The 16213-nt window shown below is 43.7% G+C and carries 15 protein-coding genes; 11 read left to right on the top strand and 4 right to left on the bottom strand.

The features are described 5' to 3' along the window. The first annotated feature begins 29 nt into the window (after positions 1–29). Positions 30–1115 carry a mannose-1-phosphate guanylyltransferase gene (locus DN068_RS10585; RefSeq protein WP_110998886.1) on the top strand — a complete coding sequence of 362 codons (1086 nt, stop codon included), beginning with the start codon at positions 30–32 and terminating at the stop codon, positions 1113–1115. Between the two features lie 2 nt (positions 1116–1117). Next, the gene (locus tag DN068_RS10580) at positions 1118–2281 is read left to right on the top strand and encodes a methionine aminotransferase (protein WP_110998885.1); all 1164 of its coding nucleotides are present in this window, start codon (positions 1118–1120) and stop codon (positions 2279–2281) included. 221 nt (positions 2282–2502) lie between these two features. Here DN068_RS10580 and DN068_RS10575 read toward each other — a convergent pair whose 3' ends face one another. After that, positions 2503–3270, bottom strand: coding sequence for a sulfite exporter TauE/SafE family protein (locus DN068_RS10575; protein ID WP_110998884.1), 768 nt, complete (start codon positions 3268–3270; stop codon positions 2503–2505). A 117-nt stretch (positions 3271–3387) separates the two neighbouring features. Beyond that, positions 3388–4512 carry a cyclic dehypoxanthinyl futalosine synthase gene (mqnC, locus tag DN068_RS10570; protein WP_110998883.1) on the bottom strand — a complete coding sequence of 375 codons (1125 nt, stop codon included), beginning with the start codon at positions 4510–4512 and terminating at the stop codon, positions 3388–3390. 161 nt (positions 4513–4673) lie between these two features. Between mqnC and DN068_RS10565 the strand changes: the two genes are divergently transcribed. The 7 genes from DN068_RS10565 (at position 4674) to DN068_RS10535 (ending at position 8578) form a co-directional block, all read left to right on the top strand. Further along, positions 4674–5162, top strand: a complete 489-nt coding sequence (locus DN068_RS10565; RefSeq protein ID WP_110998882.1) for a MerR family transcriptional regulator — start codon at positions 4674–4676, stop codon at positions 5160–5162. 14 nt (positions 5163–5176) lie between these two features. Continuing rightward, positions 5177–5716: a hypothetical protein gene (locus tag DN068_RS10560; RefSeq protein ID WP_110998881.1), complete on the top strand. Its 540-nt coding sequence runs from the start codon at positions 5177–5179 to the stop codon at positions 5714–5716. Between the two features lie 308 nt (positions 5717–6024). Beyond that, a complete protein-coding gene (tssD, locus tag DN068_RS10555) occupies positions 6025–6414 on the top strand; it encodes a type VI secretion system tube protein TssD (protein ID WP_110998880.1) in 390 nt (129 codons plus the stop codon). A gap of 11 nt (positions 6415–6425) precedes the next feature. Beyond that, entirely contained in the window at positions 6426–7286 is an 861-nt protein-coding gene (locus DN068_RS10550; protein ID WP_110998879.1) for a hypothetical protein, read from the top strand. Between the two features lie 97 nt (positions 7287–7383). Then, positions 7384–7707, top strand: a complete 324-nt coding sequence (locus DN068_RS10545; RefSeq protein WP_110998878.1) for a hypothetical protein — start codon at positions 7384–7386, stop codon at positions 7705–7707. A 15-nt stretch (positions 7708–7722) separates the two neighbouring features. Then, the gene (locus DN068_RS10540) at positions 7723–8124 is read left to right on the top strand and encodes a hypothetical protein (protein ID WP_123985308.1); all 402 of its coding nucleotides are present in this window, start codon (positions 7723–7725) and stop codon (positions 8122–8124) included. A gap of 19 nt (positions 8125–8143) precedes the next feature. Continuing rightward, on the top strand, positions 8144–8578 hold the full coding sequence (locus tag DN068_RS10535) for a hypothetical protein (RefSeq protein ID WP_110998876.1): 435 nt from the start codon (positions 8144–8146) through the stop codon (positions 8576–8578). Positions 8579–8629: 51 nt separating this feature from the next. On the opposite strand, the gene DN068_RS10530 is transcribed toward DN068_RS10535, so the two are convergent. After that, positions 8630–11389 (bottom strand): M16 family metallopeptidase, encoded by a 2760-nt coding sequence (locus tag DN068_RS10530; protein ID WP_110998875.1) that lies wholly within the window; start codon positions 11387–11389, stop codon positions 8630–8632. A 170-nt stretch (positions 11390–11559) separates the two neighbouring features. On the opposite strand from DN068_RS10530, the gene hutH reads away from it, so the two are divergent. Together hutH and DN068_RS10520 are read left to right on the top strand one after the other, a co-directional pair. Further along, positions 11560–13041, top strand: coding sequence for a histidine ammonia-lyase (gene hutH, locus DN068_RS10525; RefSeq protein WP_110998874.1), 1482 nt, complete (start codon positions 11560–11562; stop codon positions 13039–13041). Beyond that, positions 13041–13961, top strand: coding sequence for a hypothetical protein (locus tag DN068_RS10520; RefSeq protein WP_110998873.1), 921 nt, complete (start codon positions 13041–13043; stop codon positions 13959–13961). Before hutH ends, DN068_RS10520 begins: the two co-directional genes overlap by 1 nt. Here DN068_RS10520 and DN068_RS10515 read toward each other — a convergent pair. Continuing rightward, the gene (locus DN068_RS10515) at positions 13941–16172 is read right to left on the bottom strand and encodes a patatin-like phospholipase domain-containing protein (protein ID WP_110998872.1); all 2232 of its coding nucleotides are present in this window, start codon (positions 16170–16172) and stop codon (positions 13941–13943) included. The genes DN068_RS10520 and DN068_RS10515 overlap by 21 nt on opposite strands. Positions 16173–16213 lie beyond the last annotated feature (41 nt).

The raw sequence follows: 16213 nt of genomic DNA, 5'->3' as shown, positions 1-16213 counted from the left end.
CACTCTTTCCGAACCTTTCGATTTTTGTCATGAGCATTCAAGATAATTATGTGGTAATTATGGCAGGCGGCATTGGTAGCCGTTTCTGGCCAATCAGCCGTACCCAGTATCCGAAACAGTTTTTAGATATCCTCGGCACGGGCCGTTCGCTGATTCAGTGGACATACTTCCGTTTCAAAAATATTTGTCCGAAGGAAAACATATACTTCATCACCAACCAGAGTTATATCAGTACGCTGAAAGAACAGATTCCGGAAGTAGATGAGGCAAATATAATCAGTGAGCCTTCTCGGAAAAACACAGCGCCCTGTGCTGCTTATTTCGCGCATAAAATCAGTCAGCTGAATCCGAAAGCAAACATCATTATGTCGCCGGCAGATCACCTGATTATGGATGAGCGTGCTTTTGAACGTACCTGCTATGACGCGCTTGATTTTGTAGCACATCACGATGCATTGCTCACATTGGGTATTAAACCGACACGGCCTGATACTGGCTACGGTTATATTCAATACGATGTAGAAGAAGAGCTCGACAAAGTATACCGCGTAAAAACATTTACAGAAAAGCCATCGTTGGAATTAGCGAGAACATTTTTGAAAAGCGGCGATTTCCTCTGGAATTCTGGGATTTTTGTTTGGAATGTAAAAACAATTATGGAAGCGCTGGCGAAGTATCTGCCGGAAATGCACGAAGTGTTTTTGCAAGCGAAAGACGCATACAATACGCCGCAGGAATACAGTATGATCAGTCAGCTGTATCCGCTTTGTACCAATATTTCTATTGATTACGGCATTATGGAGAAAGCGAAAAATGTATTCGTCATCCCATCGTACTTCGGCTGGTGTGATCTTGGAACCTGGGAATCTGCCTATGAAAATTCAAATAAAGATTATCTGGGCAACGCTGTTTATGGCGATAATGTAATGGTGATCGACGCAACAGAATGCATGATCAAAGCACCGAACGACAAACTGGTCTTGCTGCAGGGTTTGGAAAACTTTATAGTAATTGATACGCCAGACGTGTTGCTAGTGTGCGAACGCAGCCGTGAGCAACAGATCAAAGAATACGTGGCAGAAGTAAAACGTAACAAAGGCGAAAAATACCTGTAAGCATGAATCTGCCAAAGAAACACAGTGCCGCAGATACGACCATTTTTACAGTCATGTCGGCATTGGCACAACAATACAATGCTATTAATCTTTCGCAGGGATTTCCTGATTTTCCGATTGATGCGCAACTTGGAAATTATTTGTCAGAGGCTGCGCAAAATGGCTGGAATCAGTATGCGCCAATGCCTGGCTTACCGATGTTGCGCAATGCTGTTGCAAAAAATTTCCAGCAGCGCCACGGAATAGACATTAATCCTGATACGGAAATTACAATTACGCCTGGCGCCACTTATGCGATCTATACCGCGTTTACGGCTATTTTGCAGCCGGGCGACGAAGTGATTGTTTTGGAGCCTGCCTACGATAGTTATATTCCTAACATTGAAATGAACGGAGGTAAAGTAGTGCCTGTGGCATTGAAAGCGCCGACATTCGAAGTAGATTGGGATTTAGTAAAAGCAGCGATTACAGCAAAGACAAAAGCAATTATAGTTAACACGCCGCACAACCCGACCGGAGCGACCTGGAATAAGGAAGACTGGGACGCGCTGGCGGAAATTGTTCGTAATACAGACATTATTATTCTGTCTGATGAAGTGTATGAGCAACTGGTTTATGACGGTAAGCCACACTACTCGGTATTGCAGCATCCCGAATTGCGCGAGCGTAGTTTTGCATTGTATTCTTTCGGGAAAGTATTTCATAATACCGGCTGGAAGATTGGGTATTGCATTGCTCCGCCAGCATTCACACAAGCATTTAGAAAGCTGCATCAGTTCGTTGCTTTTTCAATTAATACTCCGGCGCAATATGCACTGGCAGCCTATTTGGAGAATGGCATACAGGAGCCGGTAAATATCATGTTGCAAAGCAAGCGCGATTACTTTCTGGGATTGATGAAGGAAACACCTTTTACAATTTTACAACCTGCAGGTGGCAGTTATTTTCAGCTCGCCAGCTACGAAAATATTTCTGACTTGCCGGACACAGAATTCGCCCAGTGGCTTACGAAAGAATACGGTGTCGCGACTATTCCTGTAAGCGCATTTTACAGTAACCGGAAAGATGATAAACTAATTCGTTTTTGCTTCGCGAAAAAAGAAGAAACGCTGAGCAGCGCAGTGGAGAAGCTCGCAGAGATTGGGACATTTCAGCCCAACCCCTGAAGGGGAGCTAAAACGCGAGCAAGAGGTTTTCTCGCGGAGGCACTACGGCGCTACAAATAATTGGACGGCTTTGAGTCGTCTGATTGTTTTTTAGGGCGTCTTTAAAACTTAGTGCTGTGTAAATGAAATTTTGTGCCTTTGCGAAAAACACTGTGTCTTTGTGTCGTTGCGAGAGGTAAACCCCTCGCGTGGGAAAGCTTTCTGCTTTAGGCGTTAAGCTTTTAGTTTTTTAAAAAATAGTCATAAGCAAGCTTCGCGATCAATGCGAGGACAATAACGATGAATGCCGTTCGTACAAAACCACTACCTTTCTTTAGTGCCAGATGCGAGCCCGCATAGTTTCCGAGCATATTTGCCGCGCCAACCGGTACGGCGAGTTTCCAGACGATAAAACCTTTTGCCAGAAAGAACGACAACGCGGAGATATTCGTGACGCAGTTAATTAGCTTGGCATTCGCGGAAGAACGCAGAAAATCATAACCAAATACAACGACGTAAGCGAAGATCAGAAAGGAACCCGTTCCGGGTCCGATTAATCCATCGTAGAAGCCAATGAAGCCGCCGGTGAGTAACGAATAGATAAAGGCTTTGCGCGCGGTAAGGTTTTTCTCTACGTGGTGTAAGCCCAATTCTTTTTTGAATAACGTGTAAATAAGCACCAGGACCAGCGCCGTAATGATCACCGGCATAAACTGTTCCTTGTGTATGAAACTAACAAGCAGTGCACCGCTAAATGCGCCAACCAACGCAGCAATGATTGCTGGCAGTAAATGTTTCCAATCCATCTTCACACGCTTGAGATAGCGTACTGCTGCGACGGAAGTGCCGAGAAAAGAAGCTGTTTTGTTGGTTGCTAATGTTTGTGCTAATGCAAGCTGCGGCTGTAATATAAAGAATGCAGGAAGTTGTACGAGTCCGCCGCCGCCAACAATCGCGTCTACGAAACCGGCGAGGAAAGCAAAGAAACAAAGCGATAATAGTAATGTCATACAAGCCTCCTCTAACTCCTCCAAAGGAGGAGGATTCTCAACGTGAGTCCGACACGTAATTTATAAAAAAACAAAGACCTCGCGAAACGACGAGGTCTTTGTTATAAAAAGATAAGCTTAGTAATTGATGACTTGTTCTTCCATTACTTCCGGCATCGCACGGAATTCATATTGTTGATTACGAAGCTGCGGCTCGAAACCGGCTTCGCGGATGGCAGCCTGAATACCACTTGCCGTAAACCGGTGTGGTGCACCTGCAGCGCTTACTACGTTTTCTTCGATCATGATAGAACCGAAATCGTTGGCGCCGGCGTGCATACAAAGTTGCGCCACTTGTTTACCAACGGTGAGCCATGATGCTGCTACGTTTTTCACGTTTGGCAACATGATGCGGCTCATGGCAATCATGCGGATATACTCCTCGGCAGTCGTCATGTTTTTAGTGCCACGAATACGACGGAGCAATGTATCTACATCCTGGAATGTCCACGGGATAAAAGCAATAAAGCCTTTTGATCCTTCCGGTTTTTTCGCCTGCACTTCACGGATTTTCACAAGGTGCTCAAAGCGTTCTTCAAGTGTTTCTACGTGACCAAACATCATCGTAGCCGTTGTGGTCAGTCCGATTTTATGCGCTTCGTGCATGATATCCAGCCATTCCTGTGCACCACATTTTCCTTTAGAGATCAGGCGGCGTACACGGTCGTCGAGGATTTCAGCACCGGGACCAGGCATGCTGTCCATACCAGCTTCTTTCAGCGCCAGCAAAGCCTCGCGGTGCGTAACGCCTGAGATTTTACAGATATGCGCTACTTCTGGTGGACCGAGCGCATGGAGTTTCAGATTTGGATAAAGTTCTTTCAGCTGTTTGAAGAGATCTACATAATAAGCAAGACCTAATTCAGGGTGGTGGCCACCTTGCAACAAGAGCTGTTCGCCGCCATAGCGGAATGTTTCCTCAATCTTACGTTTGTAAGTTTCGATATCCGTTATATAAGCTTCGGCATGGCCTGGAATGCGGTAGAAATTACAGAATTTACAGTTGGCAAGACAAACATTGGTCGTGTTCATATTGCGGTCAATGATCCAGGTAACTTTACCGTGCGGAACCTGTACTTTGCGTAGCTCATTCGCCACATACATCAGCTCTGTAAGCGGGGCATTTTTGAAAAGGAACACGCCTTCTTCTACACTTAAAAACTCAAACCGCAGTGCGCGTTCATACAGTTCTGCTAATTGCATGAAATGATAATATTTGGAAGCACAAATTTAGCATAAAAAGCCTTCTATGGGTATAAATAAAACCTTCGGCCGGTGTAGAATCAACTGTTTGAAGATTTTCGAATATTTTTCACAACCTGCAAAAGGCTTCAATCGCCTATTTTAACTAACTTGGGGCTTCGATGAGTGCTGTAATCCTGACATTATTTGGTGAAGAAGTGGTGCCTGAGCAGTTGAATACTGCGGGTAAAGTGCGTGCTCCCAAAAAGAAAGCCAAAGAAGCGAAACCCAAAGAGGCAAAGGCTCCGAAGGCGGCGCCCAAAGATGTGGAACCACAGATTCTGCGCGGTTGGGAAGCCGATAAACAGTATTACTCGATCGGGGAAGTAGCAGAGCTTTTTAAAGTAAAAACATCACATATACGTTTCTGGACAAATGAATTTGAGCTCAAAGTCCGCACCACTAAAAAGGGCGACCGGCTCTATGCTCCGGATGATATAAAAGAGTTGCGTGCTATATACCATCTTGTAAAAGAGAGGGGATTCACTATTAGCGGCGCCAAAACCAAACTAAAGGATGGTCCGGTATTGTCTGTAGTAGCGTTAGATCTCAAAGAATCATTATTACACCTGCGCAATCAGTTGCTGCTTATCCGCAATCAGCTTGCCTAAACAATCTTCAAGGAATGAAAAAAATGCTTTTGGCGCTAGCCTTACTAATCAGTGTAAATACATTTGCACAATCTGATTATGATGTATCAAAAGACAAAGAGAATGGTGCAGTCGTTTATAAAGGTCAGATCACTTTTGCAGATTTGGCCAAAGAACCTAGTTTCGATTGGGTGAAACGCGGCGCGGATGCTTATACGCCGGATTCTGTGGCGATAAAGTATCTGAAAAAAAATCTGCCGAATTATGAGATTGTAGTGTTGATGGGTACCTGGTGCGATGATTCGCATATCATGATTCCAAAGCTGTACAAAGTACTCCAGGTAACAGGTTATCCGATGAACCTCTACTCAATGTATGGCGTGGATCGTGCTAAAACTGCAAAATATGTAGAGCATAAGTTGTACAAGCTTGATAAAGTGCCAACGGTTATTGTGTATCGCAATCACATGGAAATTGGCCGTATTGTAGAGCTGACAAAGAAATCTGTAGAAAAAGATCTGGTAAATATCATTCAGCCTGATATAGAAAAACAGGAAGCGGCTTCAGGCAAATAGATGGCTGATTATCGCTGCTTCTTAAAGTATAAAATTTAGAATGGTCTCAACAGTATTGTTGGGACCATTTTTTTTGTCCGTTCTTTTAATTTAAACTGTCATTTGTTAATCTTCGAGTGTGGCTATAATGGCGACTCCTGAATGTTTTTATTAAGTTGAAATGCAGTGCTGGTAATAGTTTCAACAGAATAATTTTTGCTGAAACCGGAAAATGTGTTTAGACTTGCTGGCTATCTCATAGCTATAAGCCCCGATGTCTTGTTTTAAACGAAAAGATGTTTTGTAAACACTAAAAGCAAGTACATACTATGAGTTCCTTTAATGCAGAACTTATTATTGACGGACAAGTGTATCGTCTGAGACACTGTTCTTTCGAATGCCGGCAAAATATAAATGATGACGGTCGTCCTAAATCCGCAGTTTTGGGTGGTATTGTTTCGTTGATATTAGAAAATCCGGCGCCCAAAGAAATCCTGCAATGGGTAGCTAATCCTAATGACAGAAAAGATGGTGAGGTGCGCTTCTATGAAGTAAACAGCAGTGTGGGAACCCATCAGGTATTGGAATTTACAGAAGCATTTTGCGTGCATTTCTGCAATACGTTTGATGGTGAGCAACATCAGTCGGGGGCTTTGATCTCTTCATTCGTCATCAGTGCGCGGACGTTGAGTCTGAACGGTGTATCTACGCAACAATAAGCCACAGCCCTATGTATCGAAATAACAGCACACTGGACGACCTCGTTCAAGAGGCGATTCTGCGCAATATCTGTTGTGTCGCCAATTTTTTTGAAGAACGTAATCGACTGGATGAAGCAGAAAGAGCAGCTGCATTGCAAAAATTAACGCCAAAGCATTCTGTGCAGCAACATAAGCCCGTGAAGAAAACTCATGCCCTTCCTTCTTATCTCAGCGGACCATTGCAGCTATATGCCATGGATCAGAGCAGAAGAATGATTCCACATATGCAACTGGGCTTTGGAATGGATAAATCTTTTGGAGGCAATATTGGCGGCAAGGTTAAAAATGACAGCTTGAACTGGTATGGACCACTGGGAAAAGCTAATGCTGTTTTTGGGACTGTGGCATCTATAGGGGAAGCAACTAAGGCATCCTTTAGACTATTTAAAGGAGCATTTTATGGGGGTAGAACGTTTACGAACTTTAGCCCTAAATGGTATTCCTCAGCTTGGCGAGGTGGCAGTACCGCTAGGATCAAGACCTTTAATGTGAGTAACATCGGGAAATTGGCAGGATGGACTGGCATCGGAATTGGTGTCATCGCAGATATTCGAGGGGTAATAATTTGGCGGCATCATCCGAATGATCCGAATGCGGTGACGCCAATTAAAGCTTCGATTAACACTGGGGTAAGCCTGTATGCTTTGGCAATTTGTTCGCCTGTCGGTTTGGTATATTTTGGCGTAGACGCATTTTACCCTGGTGGGTTGTTTGGAGACGCAGAACATCCCGGATTTTTTATGGATGAGACGACTTTTCAACATGAAATAGATCAAATTTCGAATGCAGGACCGAATATGATAAGATTAATTCCTTTTGGTGCTAAATGATATAGTAAATATGCATTCGAGAATGACGATCCCAGGGGTCTACTATTATTTATTCTATAAGCTGTACAAATTTTACGAAAATTGTCCAGATGTACGGATGAGCGATTGGAAGGCAATTCTCTCTCTCATCGTCCTTGAAATTTGGTTTTTCTTTACGTTGCTAGGGTATTATGTAGCGATTGTTAATCCTCAGAACTCAGAATCGGTATTAGGTGGGGTATGGACCTATAGTATATTGGTGGTTATTCTGTGTGTCAAATATTTTGCTTTCGGCAGAAGCGACGTATCGAGAAAATATGTGCATGAATTTGAACAGTGGCCTAAAAGAAAAAATAGAATAGGTGGAATAATCGTATGGGCTTCAATTTTAATGATTGCGGCAAATTTGGTTTTTGTTATTTATTTGTTTTATCAAACTTAGGGACAAAAGATGGCTATGAAACGGGCTTACTACTACCTGTTCTACAAACTATACCGTTTTTATGAGGCCGGACCTTCTGTTTGGATGAGTGATCAGAAAGCAATTATTTCTATCGGAGCGCTCGAAATCTGGTTTTACTTCTCTCGGGTCAGTTATTATGTGGGAATAACAAAGGCGAAAACGCCGATAATGTTGACTAAGCCATATATGTTCATTCCCTTGGTTGTCGTTTTTGCAGTAAACTATTTTGCTTTTGATCGGAATGGAGATTGGAAAAAACATGTTCGCGAATTTGAAAAATGGCCTCCGAAAAAGAATCGATTGGGTGGTTTGATTGTATGGTCTGGCATAGTTCTGATTTTGGTGAATCTCATTGTGTCCATTTATTTTTTGTACGTCAGGTTTGGGCGCATCTAGGCTGGCAAAAATTTAAGTCATGACCATCAGAAAAGCCTATTACTATTTGTTTTATAAACTGTATAGATTCTTCGTAATAACAGATCTCGGTTTTCGCAAACAATATCCAGATATAAACGCCGCTTCGAGTATTGCAATGCTAGAAATGCTTGCGCTGTTTTCGCTGTTTATGCATTACGCAATACTCACCGATACTTCGTTAGGAGATGATTGTTTTTTTCTAATTTTTATAGGCGTTGGTCTATCCATATTTGTATTCAACATTGTCTGCTTCAGAAACAAAAAACTCTGGCGAAAATATTTCCGTGAATTTGATAAATGGCCGAGAAGGAAGAATAACACCGGTACGTTGATTGTTTGGCTGCTAGTGTTGTTGGTTATAGGTAATACGATCTTCTCATTTTATCTATTGTATTTGCATTCGCCGGCTCATGTTGCTACGCGGCAAAAATAAAACCCCAACAGTACTGTTGGGGTTTTTTGATATTTGCCTTTGTCTGAAAGCCTATTTAAAATCGCCTGCTTTAATGAACGAAATTTTGTTCACGTCGAGGTATTTTTTCATCGCTGCATTTACGTCTGCAACAGTGAGTTTTTGCAGTTTGTCGTCAAAAGATTGATCCCAAGCCATCGTACGATCAAGACGCAGATAGCTTGCCAGTTTGCCGGCCAGATTGCCATCATTCGTACGACTGTTCTGACGATATTGAACGATACCGCTTTTCGCTTGTTTCAGTTCGTCTTCAGTGAAACCATTCGTCAGCATCTTCGTCATTTCATCTTTATAAGCAGCAATCAGCTTGTCTTTATTTTCCGGATTGTAGATTGCATAAGAACCGAAAGAACCGCTTTCATCCCAGCTTTCAGCCTGCAGCCATGAGCCGACACCATAGCTGATACCTTCTTTCTGACGGATACGTGTTGCCAGACGTGAGTTCAGGAAGCCTCCGCCGAAGATAAAGTCGCCCATCATCAGCGCCGGATAATCAGGATTATCATCGCGCAGCTTCAGGTTCATGCCCGCCATCAGCATAGCGTTTTTCTTATCCGGCGTTTTATATTCTTTATCTGCCGGTGTTACGTCTACATATTTTTCCGGAACGCGTGTATAGCTTTTAGGTGCAGTCCAGTTGCCGAGCATTTTATTCAACTTTTCTTTTACTGCTGCTTCGTCCATATCACCTACAAGACCTGCAGTAGCATTAACACCGTTGTAATAGTCTTTGTAGAATTGTTTTACATCGTTTACCGTAGTTGCTTTTGTTGCCGCTACTTCTTCATCCAACGTCATCACATAGTGGAAATCATCTTTAGGGAAAGGATTTTCTACTTTGTTGAATTCGCGTCCTGCGATAGATTGTGGTTCGGAACGTTCCTGGTCGAAACCCGTGAGACGTTCTGTAGAAAGCGTTGCAAACTCAGCATCCGGGAATGCAGGCTGGTGGAGGATTTCATCAACAAGATCCAGTACCTGAGGAAGATTTTGTTTGGTAGACTGAATCATCAATACCACGACTTGACCAGTGCTGTAAATATTCAGGGAAGAAGAAAGCTTGTCGAGCGTTTCATTGATCTGCGCCATAGACTTATTCTTCGTGCCACGTTTCAGCATATCAGCAGTCATAGAAGCAACGGTGGATTTGCCAGTCAGCGATTTTTCATCGCCCATGCGCAGTGTGATGCGCGCTTCCACGGTATTGCCACGCGTTGTTTTAGACAACATCGCATATTTAGCTCCGCCGGCGATTTCGCCACGTACTACACGTTTTTCGATGTTAGCCGGTGTTGGATCAAAAGCTTCAGCTGTTGCGAGCGCTTCTTGACCTTTGTAGTTTTGCACCATGCTGTCTACATTCGGAGATGCAGGAATTTCAGCACGTTTCGGATTTGTTGAAGGGATGAAAACGCCCGCTGTGCGGTTCGATTTCATGATGTAATTTTTCACTACACGATTTACATCATCAGCCGTTACTTTTTTCAGATTATCGCGGTAGATGAATGCCAGTCTCCAGTCGCCGGCGGCCATAAACTCACTCAATGTAAGACCTGTGTATTCTGTATTTCGATAAACTTCATCATAGTTTTTCAGAAGCTTGGCGCGCGCCTTCTCTACTTCATCAGCGGTCACTGGTTTCGTTTTCAGTTCATCGATCACCTTGTACATGATGTCCTGTGCGCTGTCCAGAGAGCGTTCTTTCGGCACATCTGCGTTGATGTAAAAGAAGCTTGGGTCCTTCAATCCCGGATCATAAGCCCAGAGGCTGCTTGCTTTGCCCGGTTTCACCAATGCCTGATACAAACGTCCGTTTGGTTCGTTGGTCAGAATTTCATTCAGGAAATCGAAGGTTGCATAATCGGGGTGTGAGCCAGAAACCATGTGGTAAGCTACCGCCATTGATTGTACGTCGCCAACGCGGCGCAGCTCTACCGTGCGTTCGCCGTCCTGTGTTGGTTCTACCGTGTAAGTAGGATCAATAACACGGGTAGGTTTTGCCAGGCCGCCGAAATATTTGTTGACTAAAGCCAATGTTTTTGCTTCATCAATTTTACCGGCAACAAGTAAGATTGCATTGTCGGGTTGGTAGTATTTTTTATAAAATGCCTGCAGATTTTTGATCGGCACGCGTTCAATATCCTCTTTAGATCCGATGGTTGATTTACCATAGTTATGCCATAAATAAGCTGAAGACAACACGCGTTCCATCAATACATTTGATGGGCTATTTTCTCCGGATTCAAACTCATTGCGCACTACACTGAATTCACTTTTCAGGTCTTTATCGGCGATGAAAGAATTCAGCATACGATCAGATTCCAGATCGAGCGCCCAATTCAGATTTTCGTCTGTAGCTGTAAATGATTCGAAATAGTTAGTACGATCATAGGAAGTAGTACCGTTTGGTGATGCACCGTGTGTGGTCAGTTCCTGAGGTACATTCGTGTGTTTGGTTGACCCTTTAAACATCATATGTTCCAAAAGGTGCGCCATGCCCGTTTCCCCATAGCCTTCCATACGGGAGCCTACGAGGTAGGTAATGTTTACCGTTATTTTTGGTTTCGATGGATCTGGAAACAGCAATACACGCAGCCCATTCGGGAGGCGGTATTCAGTAATACCTTCTACGCTGGTAACTTTAACGGGAGCGCCGGCTGCCGGTTTCGTAGCTTTTGAAGGAGTAGCGGATTTCTTTTGGGCCTGCGCTGCGAGGCCGCCCATCAGTAGCGGAACCGCAAAACAGGGGATCAGGAATTTTTGGAATTTCATCGAAATACAAGTTTTAAAAGAGGTAATAAATATAATAAACAACGCTTAAAACGTGCCAATATTATAGAAAGTGTGCTTTTTGTAATATTATAATCACTTGCCCTATGACCTGAAAGACTAGGGGTCTCAGCTTTTTCTTGTAGGTTTGCGGGCTTAATTAAACGAGTCTTATGGAATTGCCAGAACATATTTCTATCGAATACCTGAAGAGTTGGAACAATGAAGCGCTTGCTCTTTCGGGCGACGCTGTACAACGTATTGCACACAACAGAGCTTATCTTGATGATATCCTGAAGAAAGGAGATACTTATTATGGCATCAACACAGGGTTTGGTTCGCTTTGTAATGTGCGTATTGAAGACAATGAACTGTCGCAACTGCAGGAAAACCTTGTATGTTCACATGCTTGTGGTATGGGCGATGAAGTGCCCGTCGAAATTGTACGTTGGATGCTTTTGTTGAAAGTGCATGGATTGAGTCAGGGATATAGTGGTGTTCGTAAAGAGATTGTACAACGCCTGGTGGATTTTTACAACCTCGGTATTATTCCTGTTGTGTATGAACAAGGCTCTCTGGGCGCTTCAGGCGACCTTGCCCCACTGGCGCATTTATCGCTGCCCATTTTCGGTAAAGGACTTGTTCATTACAAAGGTGAAAAGCGTGATGCAGCTTCCGTGTTGAAAGAAAATGGCTTGGAACCATTGCCACTGGCTGCAAAAGAAGGACTGGCGCTGTTGAACGGTACTCAGTTTATGAGTAGTTATGCAACCTGGTCTTTGCTGCAATCAAAAAAATTATCTCAGTGGGCTGATCTTATCGGTGCACTTTCTGCGGATGCATTTATGGCTAAAAATGAGCCATTTGGACATCCGATTCATCGTGTAAGACCGCATAAAGGTCAAATCGCAACGGCACAAAATATTTTGAGCTATCTGCAAGGCAGCGCCATTCAGGCTTTGCCCAAACAACAGGTTCAGGATCCGTACTCTTTCCGTTGCATGCCACAAGTACATGGCGCTACGAAAGATGTGATCGATACTGTGACTAATGTAGTAGAAGTAGAAATTAATTCTGTTACGGACAATCCAATTGTATTCCATGATGAAGATGCGATTGTGAGTGGCGGTAATTTCCACGGTCAGCCGCTGGCTTTGCACCTCGACTTTTTAGCGATTGCAATGGCAGAACTGGCAAATATTTCAGAAAGAAGAACTTACCTGTTGATTAGCGGGCAGCGTAATTTACCTCCGTTCCTGGCTCCTGATGCGGGTTTGAACAGTGGCTTTATGATCGCTCAATATACCGCAGCTTCTATTGTAAGTCAGAATAAACAACTGTGTATGCCGGCTTCCGTAGATAGCATCGTGAGTAGCAATGGTCAGGAAGATCACGTGAGCATGGGCGCTAATGCCGCTACCAAACTGCGTCGTGTGTTGCAAAACGTGCAGCGCGTGCTCGGCATTGAGTTACTTACGGCCGCTCAGGCTTTGGATTTCCGTCATCCGGAAAAATCGTCTCCAGCGCTGGAACAACTGTGGAGTGATCTGCGCAGCAAGGTTTCTTTCATGGATAAAGACCGGATTTTGCACGATGATCTTATAATTGCGGAACAATTTTTAAACCAAGACCCTGCAAATTGGATCAATAAGTAATGCAAGCATCTTCATTTATAGTTTTTCAGGCTTATGGCAATGAAAGTATTCTTCAGGAATGCCTTTTTGCCTTGCTGTCTATTTCAAAACAACACATTGCAGCTGAATTGGCTGACGTGGAAATATACATTTATACCGATCAGGAAAAATGGTTCCGGGACAAATGTAAAGGCAGCAGCCTGCCCCTGAAGTTTCGTACTATAAATGGTGATGATTTAAAAAAATGGCGCGGCGAAATTGATTTCGTACATCGTGTAAAAATTGAAGTATTGCGCGATATGGCGAAAACCGTTTCCGGCGCCATTTTATACCTTGATACTGACGTCTGGTTTTTGAATCCTGTAATGCATATGCTGCAGGAAATCCAGGCGGGTAAATTATATATGCACATTCAGGAAAGTGTTATCAAAGACGATGGCAATCCTGTTTTTGCGAAGCTGCATAAATTCCTGGTAAAGAATAATCCTTTGCAGGTAAACGGCAAACCGTTGAATGTTTCTACCGAATCCGTGATGTGGAATGCCGGGGTGCTTGGTTTTCATACAAAGTATGCACATCTGCTGGATCAAGTTTTGCAGTTTACGGATGATGTGTACACGCAATTCCACAAACATGTGGTAGAGCAGTTTGCTTTCTCTTTTTATTTTCAGAATACATCTTTCATTCACAGCGCGGCCAGAGAAATATTCCATTACTGGCACTTTAAGGAAATGCGCAACTACCTTTCTTCTTTCTTCCAATTTTTTGAAAAGGATTCCTGGAGCGATTTGGTGAAACATACCGAACTGATACAGTGGCATGCACCGATGCAGGACAAATGCAGTTTCTACCAAAATCGTAATGGATGGAACAAGATGCGCCGTAAACGCTGGATTCCGGTTATTCCCGATTGGAAGCGACTATTGCAGCAAATGAGCTAATGTATCAATCTGGCGCTGATTCAGCGGGTTATAGATCGATTGGTAGAGGTCGGTTTTTTCTTTTTCTGTCAGGTGGAAATTAAGAGCTGCGGCGTTGCCCGCCTGTTGCGGAATATACTGCAGCGTGATAAAATGCATTTTGTTTGAGATGAAATTAGGTGCGTAGTCTTTCAGGTAAGTCTGTGTATACGATTGAAAAGCTTCCCATTTGGTTTGAATGACAAACAAAGGGTCGCTAAGCATTTTCGGAAGACTGTTCTGGTCCGTCGGGCTAGATATATTGGACTCTTTCGTGTCCCGGACCTGCAATACGATCACATCACCGACGTTTTCCTTTAGCCATTCCCGGAATACAAACAAATATCGGAGCGTGATATCCATGCCAAAATTATCGCGCATACCTGCATCCATGACATTCATCGCCGGAACCGATGGTAATTTTACAACAGGTAATACGTATGGAAATGTAGCATTCATGCGCAGGGCTGATGTCAGCCGCATGTTGTAGGGATTCTGTTTGGAGAAAAATGTTGCGAAGTCGATCGCGTCGATCGGCGCATGCATGGAGTCTTTAGATGAATACTCCGGTTGCGTCATGAAGGTAATTGGCTGGGCAGATACCATAAGTTTGCGGCCATCATTTACAATGGTGCCGCTTACGATCAGCTGCGGTATAGAGCCTTCCCATTCTGCCTGACGGTAATCGCCGATTTTTTGGTCGAGCAAGCCTTCTGTGTTTCTGATCAATTCCTGCTCCATGGCATAGCCGCGGTCTTTGGTGTAGTTATAGCCGCCGATGGAAATCTTGTTAAAAGGAGAAATCAAATCCACACTCACGAAAGAAAAAATAATCGCATTCAGTAAGTCCTTGCCAATGTTGTCCTGGTAACGCGCCGCATAAGGGTCTGGAATTTTTCCCTGCTGATAAGCATCATGTACTGCCCGCCAGTAGCTGGCTCCGAGCATACCGCCCGAAGCGCCGCTGATCAGCACTGTATGATTAAACAAGCTGCCTTTAGACGTGCTGTCGATATACTGCAGGCTTCTGAATGTCCAATATGCCGCACGCGAGCCGCCACCGCTGATGCAAAGCAAGATTAACGGTGGCTTTGTTGCTCCGCCCAAAGATTTTTTCTTCTTCCAGTTATTCAGTCGCTGCTCACCCAGTCGCTTATCATCATAATATCGTTGCTGACTAAAAACATGACGCAGGTAGCGATAGTTGTATTGCGGCCGGTCTTTTTCCGGTAAATGGTAATTGAGACCATAAGCAATGCTGCGAAGATCAATCACCTTATAGTTAACCAACATTGCACCAATCAGAGCGATACACATCCAGCCGATCAGCTCCCAGCTTTTCAGAAAATATTTAATCGCACCAACAAGCCCCATTGCTACTGCAAACAAAATCAAAAAGCCAGCTCCTGCAGGAATACGCAGGATTGGTTCTTCCATAAAGATACCAAGCAGCAAGAGCGTGATATATGCGAATAACGTAGCGGTGATTGCATTTCTGTGATGACGCCTTAGTACAGTGCGCAGCAGTCTCGGTGGATAAGTTTCAAGTTTGCTGAGGTGCTCGATGCTAAAGGTTTCTGTTACATAAGTGTCAGCCCTGATCAGATCATATTCATAGTCAAGTGTATCATACGGGATGATTTCACGGATGCGGGAAGGATTGGTAATTTTCGAAATTACGGTCTTCAGTAGATCTCTGTCTACACGGAAAAAATAGGCAAACGAAAGAAAAATCAACAGCAGAAAGCCAAGGTAAAAGCCAAGTTGCAGCCGGAGAATTTTAGTACCCGGTGCATGTTCGTTAATCCATTGATACCTGATACTTACAACAGAATAAAAAATCAGGAACGCAAGCGGTAAAATAGAGTTGTTGATACAATACTTAAGGAATGCCTGTCGTAAAGCACCCATAAATGGGATGCGGTGGCTGTGGATAATAAAAGTGGTAATGTGCCAGGCCATTACAAAGACTGCAATTGAACCACCAAGCAAAAACATACTGACGAAATTGATTTCGCCGAGGTATTCAGGTGCGAGAAAAAGGGACACTGCACCAAAATGTGCGGCAAAATTTCCCGTAACGGTGGCAAGGATAATGACCCAAAAGATTAGTAGCAACTGATATTTACGAAAATGTAAAAACAGCAGCTGTACAGGCAGAAACCGGAAAATTCCTTTCAGGATGCGGTGCATGTGGGTCAAGATCAGTTTATTACTTTAAGCTACTAAAAAAA

Source organism: Taibaiella soli (assembly GCF_003236175.1).
In the GTDB taxonomy this organism is placed as follows: Bacteria; Bacteroidota; Bacteroidia; order Chitinophagales; family Chitinophagaceae; genus QKTW01.
Note: the sequence above shows the minus strand (reverse complement) of the source record. Positions and strands in the feature narration are given on the sequence as shown.